The organism is Amycolatopsis palatopharyngis (assembly GCF_003385185.1).
In the GTDB taxonomy this organism is placed as follows: Bacteria; Actinomycetota; Actinomycetes; order Mycobacteriales; family Pseudonocardiaceae; genus Amycolatopsis; species Amycolatopsis palatopharyngis.
In genome coordinates, this window is sequence record NZ_PQHZ01000004.1 from 37,195 (window position 1) to 53,921 (window position 16,727).

14 protein-coding genes are annotated in these 16,727 nt (G+C 68.2%); 10 read left to right on the forward strand and 4 right to left on the reverse strand.

Annotation, left to right across the window (positions count from 1 at the left end; all coding sequences use genetic code 11):
• Positions 1-177: 177 nt before the first annotated feature.
• The 4 genes from D0C15_RS03875 to D0C15_RS03890 all read left to right on the forward strand — a co-directional run bounded on the left by D0C15_RS03875 (position 178) and on the right by D0C15_RS03890 (position 2,533).
• Positions 178-663, forward strand: coding sequence for a helix-turn-helix transcriptional regulator (locus D0C15_RS03875; protein ID WP_116040953.1), 486 nt, complete (start codon positions 178-180; stop codon positions 661-663).
• A gap of 103 nt (positions 664-766) precedes the next feature.
• Positions 767-1,693 (forward strand): lytic murein transglycosylase, encoded by a 927-nt coding sequence (locus tag D0C15_RS03880; protein WP_425455359.1) that lies wholly within the window; start codon positions 767-769, stop codon positions 1,691-1,693.
• Positions 1,694-1,753: 60 nt separating this feature from the next.
• On the forward strand, positions 1,754-2,146 hold the full coding sequence (locus tag D0C15_RS03885) for a hypothetical protein (protein ID WP_116040954.1): 393 nt from the start codon (positions 1,754-1,756) through the stop codon (positions 2,144-2,146).
• A 45-nt stretch (positions 2,147-2,191) separates the two neighbouring features.
• On the forward strand, positions 2,192-2,533 hold the full coding sequence (locus tag D0C15_RS03890; protein ID WP_116040955.1) for a DUF3817 domain-containing protein: 342 nt from the start codon (positions 2,192-2,194) through the stop codon (positions 2,531-2,533).
• A gap of 3 nt (positions 2,534-2,536) precedes the next feature.
• Here D0C15_RS03890 and D0C15_RS03895 read toward each other — a convergent pair whose 3' ends face one another.
• The 3 genes from D0C15_RS03895 to D0C15_RS03905 are packed head-to-tail and all read right to left on the reverse strand — an operon-like array spanning position 2,537 to position 5,053.
• Entirely contained in the window at positions 2,537-3,394 is an 858-nt protein-coding gene (locus D0C15_RS03895; protein WP_116040956.1) for a spermidine synthase, read from the reverse strand.
• Positions 3,395-3,399: 5 nt separating this feature from the next.
• Positions 3,400-3,816 carry an adenosylmethionine decarboxylase gene (gene speD / locus D0C15_RS03900; RefSeq protein WP_245975567.1) on the reverse strand — a complete coding sequence of 139 codons (417 nt, stop codon included), beginning with the start codon at positions 3,814-3,816 and terminating at the stop codon, positions 3,400-3,402.
• A gap of 49 nt (positions 3,817-3,865) precedes the next feature.
• Positions 3,866-5,053, reverse strand: a complete 1,188-nt coding sequence (locus D0C15_RS03905; RefSeq protein ID WP_116040958.1) for a type III PLP-dependent enzyme — start codon at positions 5,051-5,053, stop codon at positions 3,866-3,868.
• Positions 5,054-6,015: 962 nt separating this feature from the next.
• Between D0C15_RS03905 and D0C15_RS03910 the strand changes: the two genes are divergently transcribed.
• The 6 genes from D0C15_RS03910 to D0C15_RS03935 all read left to right on the forward strand — a co-directional run bounded on the left by D0C15_RS03910 (position 6,016) and on the right by D0C15_RS03935 (position 15,901).
• Positions 6,016-9,849 (forward strand): sensor histidine kinase, encoded by a 3,834-nt coding sequence (locus D0C15_RS03910; RefSeq protein WP_245975550.1) that lies wholly within the window; start codon positions 6,016-6,018, stop codon positions 9,847-9,849.
• Positions 9,846-10,298: a roadblock/LC7 domain-containing protein gene (locus D0C15_RS03915; protein WP_091674842.1), complete on the forward strand. Its 453-nt coding sequence runs from the start codon at positions 9,846-9,848 to the stop codon at positions 10,296-10,298. The genes D0C15_RS03910 and D0C15_RS03915 overlap by 4 nt, the downstream gene beginning before the upstream one ends.
• A 7-nt stretch (positions 10,299-10,305) precedes the next feature.
• Entirely contained in the window at positions 10,306-10,944 is a 639-nt protein-coding gene (locus D0C15_RS03920) for a DUF742 domain-containing protein (RefSeq protein ID WP_116040960.1), read from the forward strand.
• Positions 10,925-11,536, forward strand: coding sequence for a GTP-binding protein (locus D0C15_RS03925; protein WP_162829889.1), 612 nt, complete (start codon positions 10,925-10,927; stop codon positions 11,534-11,536). The genes D0C15_RS03920 and D0C15_RS03925 overlap by 20 nt, the downstream gene beginning before the upstream one ends.
• Positions 11,537-11,689: 153 nt before the next feature.
• The gene (gene icmF, locus D0C15_RS03930; RefSeq protein ID WP_116040961.1) at positions 11,690-14,929 is read left to right on the forward strand and encodes a fused isobutyryl-CoA mutase/GTPase IcmF; all 3,240 of its coding nucleotides are present in this window, start codon (positions 11,690-11,692) and stop codon (positions 14,927-14,929) included.
• Positions 14,930-15,067: 138 nt separating this feature from the next.
• The gene (locus D0C15_RS03935; RefSeq protein ID WP_116040962.1) at positions 15,068-15,901 is read left to right on the forward strand and encodes an LLM class F420-dependent oxidoreductase; all 834 of its coding nucleotides are present in this window, start codon (positions 15,068-15,070) and stop codon (positions 15,899-15,901) included.
• Here the strand turns inward: D0C15_RS03935 and D0C15_RS03940 are convergent.
• Complete coding sequence (locus D0C15_RS03940; protein WP_245975551.1) at positions 15,892-16,683, reverse strand: DUF6008 family protein; 792 nt, start codon at positions 16,681-16,683, stop codon at positions 15,892-15,894. The genes D0C15_RS03935 and D0C15_RS03940 overlap by 10 nt on opposite strands.
• Between the last annotated feature and the right edge of the window lie 44 nt (positions 16,684-16,727).

The following is a 16,727-nucleotide window of genomic DNA, read 5'->3' on the forward strand; positions in this document are numbered from 1 at the left end:
CGGGGAATTCGTCGCACCGGGGGTCTGGCGGATAGCAGGGGCGCGGTCCTACGGTGCTCACATTGCGTGATCGGTTGGTGGTCGCGGGGCCACCACCACGCAGCAGGATTGCTCTACACGTTCTCAAGTCACGACCAGTTCTGGCCTACAGCAGTGTGCGTTGCGGAGGAGGCAGGGATGACCGGAGATCCCGGAGTGGACGCGTTGATCCAGCAGTGGGCGGCCGAGCGCGAGCAAAGCGCGGAGGACCGCGAGATCAACCAGATCGCCTCGGCCTGGCTGGCCGACGCACCGCAGTCCGCGCCGGGAATTCCCGGCCAGCGCAAGCGTTCCGGTGCCGCCACATGGGCACAGGTGGATGCAGATCCCGGCTACCTCGCCGCGATGCGTGCCCGGCTGCCCGACGTCCCGGAGGACCTGCTCGCGGCCGCTGCGGGCTGGTGGCAGATGATCGGCGACGTCGCCGAGGCGGCGCAGTGGTGGGACGCGGGAATCAGCCCGCTCGACCAGCGCGCACTGGACTACCGTGCGGCCGGGCTGGCACCGTCCGATCTGGCCCGCAGGCTCGGCCCGCTGACGGTGCTGGAGCACCTGCGCAGGGGCAGCGCCCCGGCATGGTGTGTTGCCAGGCTGGCCAGGCAGCGGCGCGACGCGGCGAGCTGACCCTCGTCCACGCGGCGTGCCACGTGCGGGAAATCAGTGCGTAACGCTAACCTGCGCGAGATCGTTGTTCAGTTAAACGGCTCTCACGCTGGAGGCTCATTTCGTGCGCGGCACGCCCGACTCAGTGGACGAGACCGCCGACAACCCCGGGGATCCTGAGCAGGACGGCGCGGCCGTCGGCCGGTCGCGATCCCGGGGGCCGGCCGTCGCGGTCCTCGGCAGGCTGGCCATCGTGGTGGTCGTCCTGTCAGTGGCGGTGGGCGGCATGTGGCTGGTCACCAGCGTCGCGACTCCAGAAGCGGGGCGAACCACCACCGAGGTCCCAGCGCTGGAGATCGCCGCCGCGAAGGTCGAGCCGGGTAGCGTCGCACCGGTGAAGACGCCGCTGGCCGGTGGGCGCGCGCCCGCGGGCAGCGGGGCTGAGGAACAACGCGAGCAGCAGACGGAGCAGCGGAGTGGGCCGGGGTCACTCGGCGAGTGGGCCAAGAGCGTGTCCGCCGCGGTCGACGTCCCCGCGAGGGCGCTGATGGCCTACGGAAACGCCGAACTCGCCCTGCGAGCGGCGCAGCCGGAGTGCAAGGTGTCCTGGGCGACACTCGCGGGAATCGGCCGGATCGAGTCCGACCACGGCCGCTATGGCGGTGCGACGCTCGGCGAGGACGGCAGGCCGTCGAAGCCGATCATCGGCGTTCCGCTGGACGGATCGGCCGGGGTGAAGGCGATCTCCGACAGCGACGGCGGCCGGCTTGACGGTGATCCCACTCACGACAGGGCCGTCGGACCCATGCAGTTCATCCCCACCACCTGGGCCAAGTACGCGGCCGACGGCGACGGTGACGGACGCGGCGACCCCCAGCAGATCGACGACGCCGCACTGGCCGCCGCCCGCTATCTCTGTGTCAATGACCGGGATATGGCCAGCGCCGAGGGGTGGTGGGCAGGAATCATGTCCTACAACAACTCGGTGGAGTACGCGCAGAAGGTCTTCGGTCTCGCGGACGGTTACGCGGCAGGTGCGCAGGGCGCCTGAGGGCCGATCGGCGACCCGGCCTGAATCGGGTCATAGCACGCCAGGTGCTAGCGTCGAAACGTGCATTTCGGCTCCACGGTAATCCGGCGACTCGCGATCGCGGGTGTCTGCGTGCTGAGCCTTGTCCTCTGTTGCGGCCTCGCCTGGTGGCAGTGGGACCGCTTCTCTTCGGCTGGGGGCACCTACCAGAATCTCGGCTACGTCCTGCAGTGGCCGCTTTTCGGGCTGTTCCCCGCCTTCATGTTCTGGCGCATCCGCGTCCTGAGCCGTCGAGCGGCCCAGGAGGCGGATGCGACCGAGGCCGGCGAGCCTTCCGCGGACGCACCGCCGGTCCGGTCCGCCGCCCAGCGGCACGGATCCCGGGTGTCGCCCCCGGACGACGAGCCCGACGACGAGCTGGCGGCCTACAACCGCTACCTGGCCGAACTGCACCGCCATGACCAGCAACACTGACGTAACACGACTGACGTGACACCCGGAGAGAGGCCGCGCACGACCATGACGACGCGAACTGACGAATCGACACCGGCGAGCACGCTACGGGGACCGCTGTCCCGGTTTCGCACCGCGGCCTACGTGACCGGCGTCGGCCTGCTCGGTCTGGTCGTCGTGATGGTGCTGCGTTACGGCTTCGGCAACCCGGACCCGTCCGCGGTGTACTCCCCGATCCACGGTGTGGTGTACATGGTCTACCTGGTGCTCACCGTGGACCTGGCGATCAAGGCCAGGTGGTCGGTGAAGGGGACCGTCGGCGTCCTGCTGGCCGGCTGCGTACCGTTCGTGTCCTTCATCGTCGAGCGAGCGGTGACCCGCCGGGTCCAGGCAGGCCAGAAGATCTGACCTCTACCCCCGCCGGATACTCAATGGTGGCACCGTGCACCCGCGCAACGAGTCCGCGTCCAGAGTGGACGGCTGGTAGCCCGCGTCGGGCAGTTTCCTGATCAGTGTGGGGATCGGCGCGTCCAGTTCATCGGCTCGCCCACTGAGGAACGCCCACTCGTGCTCGTCCGATCCGTAGTAGAGGACCGTGCCGAACACCTCGTGAAATCGGCGCCAGGCCGCACGCAGGGTCTCGTTGCGCCACAGCGTCGGGCAGCCCGCCTGGGCGACCACGACTCCGCCTTCCGCGAGCACACCGGAGCATCGTGTCAGGAAGTCCTTGCCGTACAAGCGGTTGTGCTGCGCGTCGGCGTCGGTGTTCTCGTCCGGAAGATCGATCACGATCACGTCGTAACGGGTCTGTCCGTTCGCGGTCTCGGCCAGGAACTCCCAGCCGTCCCGATAGTGCAGGCGCACGGCACCCGCGCCCTGTTCCGCGGCGGCCAGTTCCTCCGGCGTGTAGCCGTAGGGCAACCACTCGGCGCAGGCGGCGACAGCCTCCCTGTCGATGTCGACGTGATCCACCAGTTCGGCACCCTGCGCCACCGCGATCTGACTGAGGACCCCCTCGCTGGATCCGATGACCAGGACCCGGCGGACGTGTTCGGCCAGCAGCATCGCGGGGACCAGCAGTGCCTCGTGGTAGACGAGCTGGCTGGCGTCGGTGCTCTGCCGGTCGTCGTCGCAGAACAGCGAGATGCCCTGTTCGGTGCGACCGATCACCACGTGCTGGAACTGGGTCTGGGTGTCCAGCAGTACGTCGGACAGCTCCCAGGTCCGCGACAGACCAGGGCCCAGCGGTTCGGTGATCTTCTGGGGCATGGGGACTAGCTCCTCGGGTCCGCGGTGCCGTGCCCGCGGTCGACGGTGGACATGGTGAACGAACCGGTGCCGAGCGCCCCGGAGAGCAGCTCGACGGCGAGTTCGGGTTTCGCCTTGTCGCCACAGGTGAAGACGTCCACGAAGGCGGCCCCGATCTCGGGGTAGGTGTGCACGGACGCGTGGGACTCGGCGAGCATCGCGAGCACGGTGACACCCTGCGGTTCGAAACGGTGGGCGATCACCTCGCGTACGGTCGCGCCCGCCTGGGTCAGTACCTCGGCCAGCACCTGTCGCAGCAGTTCGGCGTTATCGAGCACGGCCTCGTCCACGCCTTTCAGTTCGGCCAGCACATGCTTGCCCGCGAACAGGCCGACCGGCCCTGGTGCCTCGCTGTCCGGTGGAGCGGGGGAGGCTGTCGCCACCTCACTCGCCGGTGGGCCAGCGCCGAGCTCGGTGCCGTACCCGGACTGGTCACGGTGCCGATCGCGCACTCTCATCAATCCATCTCCCTCCTGAAATGCAGTAAGTCCGCAGTGGCTCGATCCCATTGAAGGCGACCGAGGAGTAGCTTGCCGTGTACGCGCCCGCTCCCGGAATGTCGAGTTGATCACCTGGTCGGAGCGATAACGGCAACCGGTACGGCGTGTGCTGGTACAGCACGTCGTCGCCGTCACAGGTGGGTCCCGCGAGTACGACCGGCCCAGCCGGTTCGTCACGAACTCCCCCCGCGCGCTCGACACGGTAGGCGATCGCCTCGTTCTCGGTCTCCGCCAGTCCGTTGTACCTGCCGATGTCGAGGTAGACCCACCTGCGGGGGTCCGCCGCCCTTCGCTGGGCCACCAGCACGACCTCCGTGCGAATCATGCCCGCCTCGGCGACCAGCGCCCTGCCCGGTTCGATCAGCAGTTCCGGAGCATTGGCACCGAAGTGGGTGCGCAGTGAGGAGGCCGCCTGACTCGAGTACTCGGCGAGCGCCGGGGCGGATCCACGGTAGGGCGTGGCGTACCCGCCACCCAGATTGAGCCGGCGTAGCGGAGTGCCCGCCGCCGAGGCCACCCTCGCCGCGGTACCGATCGCGAGATCCCATGCCTTGACGTCGAGTTGCTGGGAGCCGACGTGAAAGCTCAGCCCGACGGGGTCGAGACCGAGTTCGGCGGCCCGGGTCAGCAGACCCACGGCGACCTCGGGCTCGCAACCGAACTTGGCACCGAACGGGGTGACCGAGTCGGGGGCGTCCAGAAGTAACCGGACGGACACTTCGGCCCCCGGCGCGTGCCGCGCGAGGTTGTCCAGGTCGCTCTCGGCGTCGCAGACGAACTCGCGGACACCGGCGCTGTGCGCGTATGCGATGGCCGAGGCCTTCTTGATGGGGTTGCCGTAGGAGAGTGCGGCGGGCGCGGCGCCCTGGCGCAGGCACAGGTCTATCTCACCGGGGCTGGCCACGTCGAAGCTGGCGCCCTCGGCGGCGAGGGCCGCGAGCACCGCGGGCTCGGGGCACGCTTTGACAGCGAAGTAGACCCGGGCCCCACCGGCGGCGGTGAACGCAGTGGACAGTGCCCGGTAGCGTTCCCGCACCGCGTCGACGTCGATGACCAGACAAGGCGTCGGCAACGGGTGCCGGTCCAGGAAGCGGCGGATCGCCGCAAGCGGGTCGCTCACACCCCCGAGGCTCCCAGGAACGGATCCGGGCGAGTGAACGGACCTCCGTTTCCGCCTGCTCGTGTGCGGCCGAACGCGGCGGAGACCGCCACACGCCCCTGCGAGGAAGATCACCGTGACGCCCGGGGTCGTCGCCGCATATCACTCACTGGTGCCCGACGGTCCGACCCCGCGTTGTTCTTACCGACGGGAATAGGACAGACGAAGGAACCAACCCGACCATAATCCCGACAATTATCACGGTCAGTGACTGTCGAACCGGTCGCATGTGTCGCCGACCATTCCCGGTGGAAAAGTCGCGGGCACTGGCGGGCGATGAATACGCGCTGGTCGTAACCGCGGCGGCGGGTTGGCGGGGCTGATTCGGGAACAGGTGAGGCAACACCACAACATCGGGGATAGTTTTCGCCGATGTTGTCGCTCCGTAAGCACGCGGCGTAGGACTTTTGGGTGGGTCGGGCACTACGCAAGGGCTAACTGGGTGATGTGAGCAGGGTTGGCCCTGTTTAATCTGTAACCAGATTTACGGTTCGTGTGCGGACCGCCCGATCGGGTGGCTTGCGAAATTGTTCACAACGTCATTCTTGCTGGTCATCCGCTGTTTTGTCACAGCAATTGATTTGCACTCGATTGGTGTACGCTTCTTTGGCCACGTCCGCCAAGGTGATCGATAAGGCGTCGTTCTTACCCGGATGCCCGTGCAGCTGCACTTGCATCCGGGCGGAGCGGACCACAGGGTCGCCCGATCACCGGCGACGACCGGCGGTAAGCCGCCGACGCGGCTACTGGGACCATGGACCACTGAACCAGCGGTGAGAAGGATGGATCGGATGCGGCTGAGACGAGGCACGACGCCACCAGTGGCCGGAATCGGCGCGGTTACCCGCGCGATCCCGGTCGGGTGACCGGGGCATCGTGAACGCTCTGCACGCACCGACCACGCCGGACAGGGAGTCACCTTCGTGACCGTCGCAGGACAAGGCCAAGTGCCTGTTGGCAAGCTTCTCGGCAAACAACCGCCACAACCGTCTAAATGGCGCGCCCTGCTGGAATGGCGCGACTGGAGCTTGCCCGTCAAGCTCGCCGCGGTGTCGATCGTGCCGATCCTCATCGCCCTGGTGCTCGGCATCACCACCATCGCCGGGCAGGTCGAGCGTGCGGATTCGCACGAGCGGATCGACGCACTCGTCGGCGTCGAGGAGCAAGGGCGATCGGCGCTCGACGCCCTGCAGCGGGAGCGTGCTCTCACCGCGCAGCTGCTCACACGCGGTACGGCCGGCTCCTCGGATGAACTCGAAGCCGTGCGGGCGGAGGTCGACACGGCGGTACAGGAGCTGGCCGGCGCCACGACTCGCGCGCTGCAGATCGACGACACGATCGCCGCGGCCAACGGCGACGTCACGACGCAACTGGGGGAGCTCGCGGGACTGCGGGAGCAGGTCGCCGCGGGACAGGTCGAGCCGGTGGCTGCGGTGACCGCCTACTCGGCTGTTACCGACGCCCTTCTCGGCTTGGACACGGCGGTGGTTTCCGGCGTCAACGATCCGGAGATCGGCAAGGCGCCGAGCGCGCTGCACGCACTGCTGGCAGCCGGCGAGGAACTGTCCGTCCAGCGCGCGCTGCTCGACTACGGCATCGCTCGCGATGCGCTGGCCCCGAGTGAGCTCGACCGGCTGCGGGCCACCGAGATCCGGTTCGCCGACCGGCTCGCCGAGTTCCGGGCAGCCGCGACCGAGCAGCGGCGACAGGACTTCGAGACCATGGTGCCCGCCGCCGCGCTGGACACGCGCGCCCGGCTTGTTTCGACGGCGTTCGGCGACCAGGGTGCGGACGTCGCCCGGCTCTCGCCCCAGGAGTGGAGCGACACCTCGGGCGCGGTCGCGGCAGGGCTCGGCGAACTGACCGCACAAACCGGTGGCGAGCTCAGCGGGGTCTCCGCGGAACTCGTGGACGACTCGAGCAGCGCGGCGGGAGTGTTGTCCGTACTGCTGTTCGCGGCACTGGCGCTGGCGGTCGCGGTGGTCTTCGTGATCACCACCCACCTGCTCCGGTCGCTGCGCAAGCTGCGCGCCGGTGCCATGGACGTGGCGGAGAACCAGCTGCCCGCTGCCGTGGTGAACATTCAGGAAGGACGGGTTCAGGGCACGGACGTGCAGCCGGTGCCGGTCCAGGCGGGCGGCGAGATCGGCGAGGTCGCCAGGGCGTTCGACGCCGTGCACACGCAGGCGCTGCGTCTCGCGGTAGAGCAGGCCGCGATGCGGACCGGGTACAGCAGTGTCTTCGTGAACCTCTCCCGCCGCAGTCAGAGTCTCGTCCAGCGGCAGTTGCAGCTGATCGAGCGGCTGGAGCGGGACGAGGAGGACGCCGACCAGCTGGCCACTCTGTTCCAGCTCGATCACCTGGCCACCCGAATGCGGCGCAACAACGAGAACCTGATGGTGCTCTCCGGCGCCGAGCCGGGCAGGCGGTCGGGCCAGCCGGTGACGGCCACCGACGTGATGCGTGCCGCCGTGTCGGAGATCGAGCAGTACCAACGGGTCATCGTGCGGACGCCGCCCCAGGTGCGCGTGGTCGGCTTCGCCGCCAGCGATCTGATGCGGTTGATCGCCGAACTGCTGGACAACGCGACCGCGTTCTCCGCACCCGAGACACAGGTGACCGTCGTGACCCGGCTCGCGGAGGACGGATCGCTTTCGGTCGACATTCTGGACAACGGCATCGGGATGAACGAGGCCGAGGTCGCGGAGGCGAACGCGCGGCTGTCCGAGTCGGGTTCGATCGACCTCGCCACCTCGCGCAGGATGGGCCTCTTCGTGGTCGGCAGGCTCGCGACCAGGCAGGGGTTCGGCGTCGCGTTGCACGGCGGCAAGGACATCGTGGGTGTCAGGGCCACTGTGACCGTCCCGGCCACCCTCGTGCTGGAGTCGGCGGGGCAGGGCATCGCCCCGCCGCAACCGGCGCCCTCTCCGCAGTCCGCCCCGGCTGGGCCGGACCGGCCTGCTCCTGTGCGTCCGCCGGCGCCGGGGCAGCTTCCCCGCAGGCGCCCGGCCAACGGGTCGCCCCGCCCCGGCGCGCTGTCGAACCTGCAGGGCAAGCCGTCCCCGGGGCCGGGTTCGGCGATCGAACGCAGACTGGCGGGTGCGGACTCCAAACGGGACGCCGCGGGCCCGCCCACGGACATGGAGGTGTCCGGGACGGCGTTGTTCAGCCCGATCTCCAGGGACGACGAGGAGACCGGTCAACCGCAACGGGTACCGCCGCCCCGGCCCGCCGAACCCGCGACGGCCGAGCAGCAGGCACCGGACGCGGCCGAGAGCGACGCCGGCACCGAGTCCGGGAAGGTGAAGGTTCCGGGCCAGGAGCCCAGGAACGCCACGGACACCACGGACACCACGATCGCCACGGACGCCGCGATCGCCGCGACAGAACCGGATGCGGCAGCCCCTTCGGCCGAGACGGACAGTTCGAGCGCGACCGAACCGCAGGGCCGTTCCGATCCGGAGACCGCGGCACGCAGGGCGGACGAGGCGCTGCCGAGCGGCAAGGAACTGTTCGAGGCCAACAGCCGGGTGCTCAGCGACTGGTGGAGCGCCGCGACGACGGCCGCGGACGCGGAGCGCCGCGCGAAGCAGGCCGCCAGGCCGGGCCGGTCGGAAACCACGCCGATCTTCGACGCCATGCTCTCCGCGTGGTTCCGGACGCCGGAGGAGAACGCGAGCGCGGCCGCGGCGGCCGCGAAGACCGCTGTTTCGTCGCGCCCGGCGGACCAGGCCAAGTCCAAGGTGGAGGACAAGAACGGCACCAAGGGCAAGGACGCCGCAAGCGCACCTGCCGATGCTGCCAGCGACGACGCCGGCACGGCTGGGAAGTCCGCGGACACTCCGGCCAAGGCGAGTAACTGGGACTTCGCGTCGGACGAGAACTGGCGCACCGTGCAGGCGGTGTCCCAGTCGGAACCGTCCAGTTACACCCAGGCCGGGCTGCCCCGCAGGACGCGTGGTGAACAGCTCATGCCCGGCAGTGCCGGGCCGATCCCGGTCCCCGAGCGGACCGACACTCCCGTCGAGCCGGAACTGCCCGCCCGCGATCCGGACGACGTCCGGGGCAGGTTGAGCAGCTTCCAGCAGGGCGTCCATCGTGGACGCAGGCAGCGGACCGATGCGACGCGACAGGAGTCGCCGGGACAGCAGGGCCCGTCCGGTCAGTCTGCTCGGCAGAACCGGTCCGCGACCGGGTCAGGACAAAGCGCGCCCCTGCCGCAGCGTAAGCCGCGACCGGGGAACACGCCCGAGCCCGCCGGCTCCGCACCGGCAGCGGCCAGTGCCGCTCCCGCGGGACCGGCAACGACACCGGTCGCACCGGAGTCCACCAAGGACAGTCAGGCCGGTGGGGTCGAAGAGGTTTCGGCGGAAGCGACGTCGGAGACGTCCGCCGAGTCTTCGGAAAACCCGGTGACGGCAACTGATTCCGGCGCGGCGAGCACCGAATCCCCTGGCCAGTCCGGAACATTGTCCGCATGGAGCTTCGCCGCGGATGACAAGGTACGCGCGGCGCAGTCGGTCCCGGGTTCGGCACCGTCGAGTTTCACCGCGGCTGGACTGCCCCGGCGCCGCCGTGGCGAACAATTGCTGCCCGGCAGCGCGGCCGCGGGAGCTGGTGCCCCCGCCCCGCGTCCGGAACGCGATCCGCAGAACGTTCGCGGGCGGCTCAGCAGTTTCCAGCAGGGGATCCGTCGGGGGCGCCATCACACGGCTCAGAAGACCGACGTGAAGCACGAGAAAGTGGAGGGTGAATGAGCTCGCCGGATAGGGCACAGCCGCAGCAGAACCAGTTCGGCTGGCTGGTCAACGATTTCGCCGAGCGGGTACCGGGCGTGGCGCACGCCGTGGTCGTCTCGGCGGACGGATTGCTCCTCACGGCCTCGAACCGGTTGCCGTTGGACCGGGCCGACCAACTCGCCGCCGTGGCGTCCGGTCTCGTCAGTCTCACGCAAGGTGCCGCGCGGTGCTTCGAGGCCGGTGCGGTCAACGAGACCGTGGTCGAGATGGAACTCGGGATCATGGTGCTGATGTCGATCAGTGACGGATCCTGCCTGGCCATTCTCGCGGCACCGACGTGCGACATCGGTCAGGTGGCCTACGAGATGACATTGCTGGTGGACCGGGTCGGCCAGATCCTCACGCCGGAGCTGCGCGCGCAGCTTCAGGGTGCTGGTGGCTCGCTGATCGGTGAACCAGTGGGATGATATCCCGATGAGCACGGGACCGGGACCATTCGGTGACGGGTCCGGGGCGAACCAGTACTCCCCGGACGAGGGGAGCGGCGCCGCCGGGCACGATGACGCGAGCACGTTCGCCGAAGTGCTCGACTCGTTCACGCTGGACTCCGGACGTGGTCGTCGGAAGCGCAAGAAGGACAAGAACTCCAAGGGCGGCACTGCTGCCCCGTCGCCCGAGCCTCTACGCGTCGGCGACCCCGAGGGCCCCGGGTATTCGACCGGAGAGGAGCAACTTGTGTCGGCCGAAGCCATACCCTTGCATCCGACGGAAGAGACAGGATTCGTTCGCCCGTACGCGATTACGGGAGGACGCACCAAGGCGAACTATCCCTTGGAACTGGAGACACTGATCTCCACCAGAGAACGCGGTGCCGGTGTCGCGGCACCGGAGCAGGTCGAGCACCGCTCGATTATGGAAGAGTGCCGTACCCCCCGGTCGGTGGCCGAGATCGCCTCGACCCTTCGTGTTCCGCTCGGAGTCGCGCGGGTCCTGATCAGCGACGCGGCCGACGCCGGGCTGGTCACCGTGCACAAGACCGCCGCGGGCAGTGAAGGTGCCGAGGAACACCTGATTTTGATGGAAAGGGTTTTGAGTGGACTCCGTCGGCTTTAAGGCACCGCGGGAGACCGCGTCGTCGACCATGACCTCGGCCAAGATCGTCGTGGCCGGTGGATTCGGCGCGGGCAAGACGACGTTCGTGGGATCGGTCTCGGAGATCGTGCCGCTGACCACCGAGGCGATGATGACCGATGCGAGTACCGGCATCGACGACCTCGAGGCGACTCCGAACAAGTCGACCACCACGGTCGCGATGGACTTCGGTCGTGTCTCCCTCGACGAGGACCTGATTCTGTACCTCTTCGGTACGCCAGGTCAGCAGCGCTTCTGGTTCATGTGGGACGACCTCGTCCGCGGTGCGATCGGGGCAGTGGTCCTGGCCGACACGCGCCGGCTGGCCGACTCGTTCGCCCCGGTGGACTTCTTCGAGGACCGCGGTCTGCCCTACATCGTCGGGGTGAACACGTTCGACGGCATGCTGCACCACGACCTCAACGACGTTCGCGAAGCGCTCTCAATCGATCCAGGAACCCCGGTCGTGCGCTGCGACGCGAGGGATCGCGAATCGACGAAGCAGACACTGATCACGCTGGTCGAGTACGCCATGCGGCAGTGGATCGCGATGCGCTCACCGGTCGCCCAGTAGCCCCCGGCGCGAGCACCGGACCTCGCACTTTCCCGGGAAAGTGCGGCTACTTTGCGTGTGCGAGGGGCGCTTTCGGGGTGAAAGTGCGAATGAGATGGCCATCACGGTGCTCTTGCGCTTCAAAATAGTAGGAAGTCCAAGTATTTTGGAGGAATGAGCGCCTCACTGCACCGTCCCGAACACCCGGTCCGGTTCGTCACCGCGTCCAGCCTCTTCGACGGCCATGACGCGTCGATCAACATCATGCGGCGCATTCTGCAGTCGCAGGGTGCCGAGGTCGTACACCTCGGGCACAACCGGTCGGTGGACGAGGTCGCCACGGCGGCCATCTCCGAGGACGTCCAGGGTGTCGCGATCAGTGCCTACCAGGGTGGGCACGTCGAGTACTTCAGTTACCTGGTCGAACTACTCGCCGAGCGCGGGGCGGGCCACATCAAGGTCTTCGGCGGCGGTGGCGGCGTGATCGTGCGGGAGGAGATCGAGCTTCTGCACTCCAGGGGTGTGGCGCGCATCTTCTCGCCGGACGACGGCTATGAGATGGGTCTGCCCGGGATGATCAATCTGATGATCCAGGAGTGCGACACCGAGCTGACGATCGAGCAGCCGCACTCGGTGGACAAGCTGTTCTCCGGGGATGTCCCGACGCTCGCGCGGACCATCACGCGGCTGCAGCGCGAGGCGCTGCCGGAGGACTGGCGCTCGGCGATCGCCGACGCCGCCGGCTCGCGCACCGTTCCGGTGCTGGGGATCACGGGTACCGGTGGCTCGGGAAAGTCCTCGCTCACCGACGAACTCGTCCGCCGGTTCCGCCTCGACCAGGAGGACAAGCTGCGCGTCGCCGTACTCGCGGTGGATCCCTCCCGGCGCAGGGGTGGTGGCGCGCTGCTCGGCGACCGCATCCGGATGAACTGCCTCGACGGTTCACCCGTCTTCTTCCGCTCGCTGGCCACCCGGTCCACCAGTGGTGAGATCCCGGCGGGTCTGGACGACGCGGTGCTCGCCTGCAAGGCGGCGGGCTACGACCTGGTCATCGTGGAGACGCCGGGCATCGGCCAGGGCGATGCGGGCATCATCGACCACGTCGACTACTCGCTGTACGTGATGACGCCGGAGTTCGGGGCCGCATCTCAGCTGGAGAAGATCGACATGCTCGACTTCGCCGACGTGGTCGCGATCAACAAGTTCGAGCGACGCGGCGCCGAGGACGCGCGAAGGGACGTCGCAAGGCAGCTGGTGCGCAACCGCGAGCAGTTCCACTCCGCGCCGGAGGACATGCCGGTGTTCGGCACGAGCGCCGCGAAGTTCAACGACGACGGCGTGACCGCCCTGTACCAGCATCTGCGCGATGGACTGGCCGAGCGGGGACTCGCGGTGTCTCCCGGTGTGCTGCCGAAGGTGGAGGGCAAGGTCTCCACCGACGCTTCCACGGTGATCCCGTCCTCGCGGTCGCGCTATCTCGCCGACATCTCCGACACGGTTCGTGGCTATCACGAGCGGACCGAAGAGCAGGCTGAGGCCGTCCGGACCCGTGCGCACCTGGTCGCCGCCCGCGACGCGCTCGGCGCCGAGGGAGCCGATACCGAGGCGATCGGCGCCCTCGTGGAGCGGGCCGAGGCCGCGGTCGACGCGGACAGCCGCACGCTGCTGGAGTCCTGGCCTGAACTGGCGGAGTCCTACCGGGCCGACGAGCTCGTGGTGCGGATCCGCGACAAGGAGCTGCACACCCAGCTGTGGCGGGAGACGTTGTCCGGCAGCCGGATTCCCCGCGTCGCCCTGCCGCGCTATACCGATCCCGGCGAGCTGCTGTCCTTCCTGCGCCGCGAGCACCTGCCCGGCTACTTCCCTTACACCGCAGGGGTTTTCCCATTCAAGCGGGAGGGCGAGGACCCGGCGCGGATGTTCGCGGGGGAGGGGGACGCCTTCCGGACGAACCGGCGGTTCAAGTACCTTTCTTCGGATTCCGAGGCCAAGCGGCTCTCGACCGCGTTCGACTCGGTCACCCTCTACGGCCACGACCCCGACACCCGGCCGGACATCTACGGCAAGGTCGGCACCTCCGGCGTTTCGATCGCCACCCTCGAGGACATGGAGGTCCTCTACGACGGCTTCGACCTGACGTCGCCGAACACGTCGGTGTCGATGACGATCAACGGCCCGGCGCCGACGATTCTGGCGTACTTCCTGAACACCGCGATCGATCAGCGGGTGAACGCCTTCGTCGAGGAACACGGCAGGCAGCCCGAAGCCGCGGAGTACGCCGAGCTCCGCGAGTGGGCGCTGCGCAACGTCCGCGGCACAGTGCAGGCCGACATCCTCAAGGAGGATCAGGGGCAGAACACCTGCATCTTCTCCACCGAGTTCTCACTGCGGATGATGGCCGACATCCAGGAGTGGTTCATCGAGCACGGGGTGCGCAACTTCTACTCGGTCTCGATTTCCGGATACCACATCGCCGAGGCCGGTGCGAACCCGATCTCGCAGCTCGCCTTCACCCTCGCCAACGGTTTCACCTATGTGGAGTCGTACCTGTCGCGTGGGATGGACATCAACGACTTCGCACCCAACCTGTCGTTCTTCTTCTCCAACGGGATGGACGCGGAGTACTCGGTGCTGGGCCGGGTCGCGAGGCGGATCTGGGCGGTCGCGATGCGCGAGCGCTACGGCGCGAACGACCGCTCGCAGAAGCTGAAGTACCACGTGCAAACCTCGGGCCGGTCACTGCACGCGCAGGAGATGAGCTTCAACGACATCCGCACGACACTGCAGGCCCTGTGCGCGCTCTACGACAACGCGAACTCCTTGCACACCAACGCCTACGACGAGGCGATCACGACTCCGAGTGAGAGCTCGGTGCGTCGTGCGATGGCCATTCAGATGATCATCAACAAGGAGTGGGGCCTGTCCAAGAACGAGAACCCGCTGCAGGGCTCGTTCATCATCGACGAGCTGACCGACCTGGTGGAGGAGGCCGTGCTCACCGAGTTCGACCGCATCTCCGAGCGGGGCGGCGTTCTCGGCGCGATGGAGACCGGCTACCAACGCGGCAAGATCCAGGACGAGTCCATTCTGTACGAACGACTCAAGCACGACGGTTCGCTACCCCTAGTCGGGGTGAACACCTTCCGCAACCCCCACCCGGACGAGGAGGAGGGCACCGTAGAGCTGGCGAGGGCCACCGAGCAGGAGAAGCAGTCCCAGCTCGACCGGCTCGCCGACTTCCAGGATCGCCACCACGACGAGGCACAGCAGGCGCTGACCGCGTTGCGGGAGGCGGCGACCCGGGGCGGGGAGAACCTGTTCGGAGTGCTGATGGACGCGGCGCGGGTGTGTTCACTCGGCCAGATCACCGAGGCCTTCTTCGAGGTCGGCGGGCAGTACCGGCGCAACATCTGACGAAGCGCCGGAAACGGCTCGGGGAACAACACCACCTCGTCGACGGCACCGGCTGTCGGGGGTCCGGAATCCCGATTCCGGGCCCCGTCCGGCATTCGGTGGAACACATCGGGGGCGATCTGTGGTAGCCGTTCTCCTATGAAGATCGGCATCTCGACATTCGCGACCGACGAGGGCATCGCACCCGCCGCACTGGGCAGGGCACTTGAGGAGCGGGGGTTCGAATCGCTGTTCCTGGCCGAACACTCGCATATTCCGGTTAGCCGGGAGACCCCGCATCCGATGGGGGTCGAGTTGCCACGCGGTTACTACCGGCCGGTGGACCCGTTCGTGGCGCTCGGTGCGATCTCCTCGGTGACCACCAGCCTGCGCCTCGGGACCGGGCTCACCCTGCTGATCCAGCGAGACGTCATCCACACGGCGAAGGAGGTCGCGACGCTGGACCTGATCTCCGCGGGACGGGTGATCTTCGGCGTCGGTGTCGGCTGGAACCGTGAGGAGATGCGCAACCACGGAACGGACCCGCGGGTGCGGGGTGCGCTGCTGGACGAGCAGCTGGAGGCGATCAGGGAGATCTGGACGAAGGAGGAGGCGCAGTTCCACGGCAGGCATGTGGACTTCGACCCGATCTTCCAGTGGCCGAAGCCGGTGCAGCGGCCGCACCCGCCGATCTACGTCGGCGGCAACGGGGAGCCAGCTGTGCGCAGGGTGGCCGCGCACGCGAACGGCTGGCTGCCGAACGCCGTACGAGAGCCGGACCAGGTGCGCGGGCAGCTGGACCTGCTGCGCGAGCATGCGGGCCCCGATGTGCCGGTGACCGCTACCAGTGCCGCGGGCAACCGGCCCGATGTCCTGGACGCCTACGCCGAAGCCGGCGTCGAACGGGTCACCCTCGGACTGCCTTCCGTGCCGGAAGCGGACACGCTGGCGATGCTGGACCGGCTGGCGGAGATTCCCCTGCGCTACCGCTGAGCCGCACCGGTCGGGGCAGGGGTCTCAGCGGAGCGGCTCGGCGGTACCTCGCTGTTCCTGCTGGCCACCGGTGAGCGCTGATTCGTGTGCGGCTCGTTCCCGGTGGTGGAAGCGGGTTGGTAGGCGCTCGCGATCCGGCCGCGTTCGCGCCACAGGTGGTAGACGGCGATTGCGAAGACCACCGAGCCGACGACGTTGGCGGCGAAATGCCACCAGACTCGGTAGGTCCACAGCCCCGGTCCGGGCTCGAGCAGGCCGAACCAGGTGGACATGCCGATCGCCCTGGGAGCGCCCAGCCACACCGTCAGCATGAGTACGAAGTGTTCGAGTCCGTGGATCCCCTGCATCCACACACCCATCTTGGCCCACGTGCGGGCCTTCGAACGCACGGCCCGCTGGGTGATCAACATGACCCCCACGATCCCGGCCAGGAACAACAGGTTGCCCGCGAAGTGCAGTATCTCCATTCCCAATGACGGCTTCGAGTGGTCGATCTGGCCGAACCCGTCGGCGAGCCCGGTACCCCACGGGGTCATCCAGGCGGGTGCGTTCGGGTTGACCACCCAGTAGCCGACCTGCGCGATGTGCTCCTGGAGGTGACCGAGCTGCCCAACGACGCCGAGGAAGATCTGGGCAGCTGCCGTGCGGTACACCCACGGTCGAACCGGCCCTCGGTTCGCGTACGCGAGCACGGCCACGGCCGCCCACATGGCCACCGTCCACGCGAGCAGGGTCACCGCCCCCAGCGTGTCGAGTACTGATGCCGTGGCACCCATCGTCATTGGAGTTCCTCCTGCCCGCGGGGCCCGGTGCGGCCGCCGCCATC

Bases quoted from the DNA above. Each gene is read 5' to 3' on its own strand.
- D0C15_RS03875 (WP_116040953.1), top strand. From the start codon at position 178: ATGACCGGAGATCCCGGAGTGGACGCGTTGATCCAGCAGTGGGCGGCC.
- D0C15_RS03890 (WP_116040955.1), top strand. From the start codon at position 2,192: ATGACGACGCGAACTGACGAATCGACACCGGCGAGCACGCTACGGGGA.
- D0C15_RS03895 (WP_116040956.1), bottom strand. From the start codon at position 3,394: ATGCCCCAGAAGATCACCGAACCGCTGGGCCCTGGTCTGTCGCGGACC.
- D0C15_RS03915 (WP_091674842.1), top strand. From the start codon at position 9,846: ATGAGCTCGCCGGATAGGGCACAGCCGCAGCAGAACCAGTTCGGCTGG.
- D0C15_RS03920 (WP_116040960.1), top strand. From the start codon at position 10,306: ATGAGCACGGGACCGGGACCATTCGGTGACGGGTCCGGGGCGAACCAG.
- icmF (WP_116040961.1), top strand. From the start codon at position 11,690: ATGAGCGCCTCACTGCACCGTCCCGAACACCCGGTCCGGTTCGTCACC.
- D0C15_RS03935 (WP_116040962.1), top strand. From the start codon at position 15,068: ATGAAGATCGGCATCTCGACATTCGCGACCGACGAGGGCATCGCACCC.
- D0C15_RS03940 (WP_245975551.1), bottom strand. From the start codon at position 16,683: ATGACGATGGGTGCCACGGCATCAGTACTCGACACGCTGGGGGCGGTG.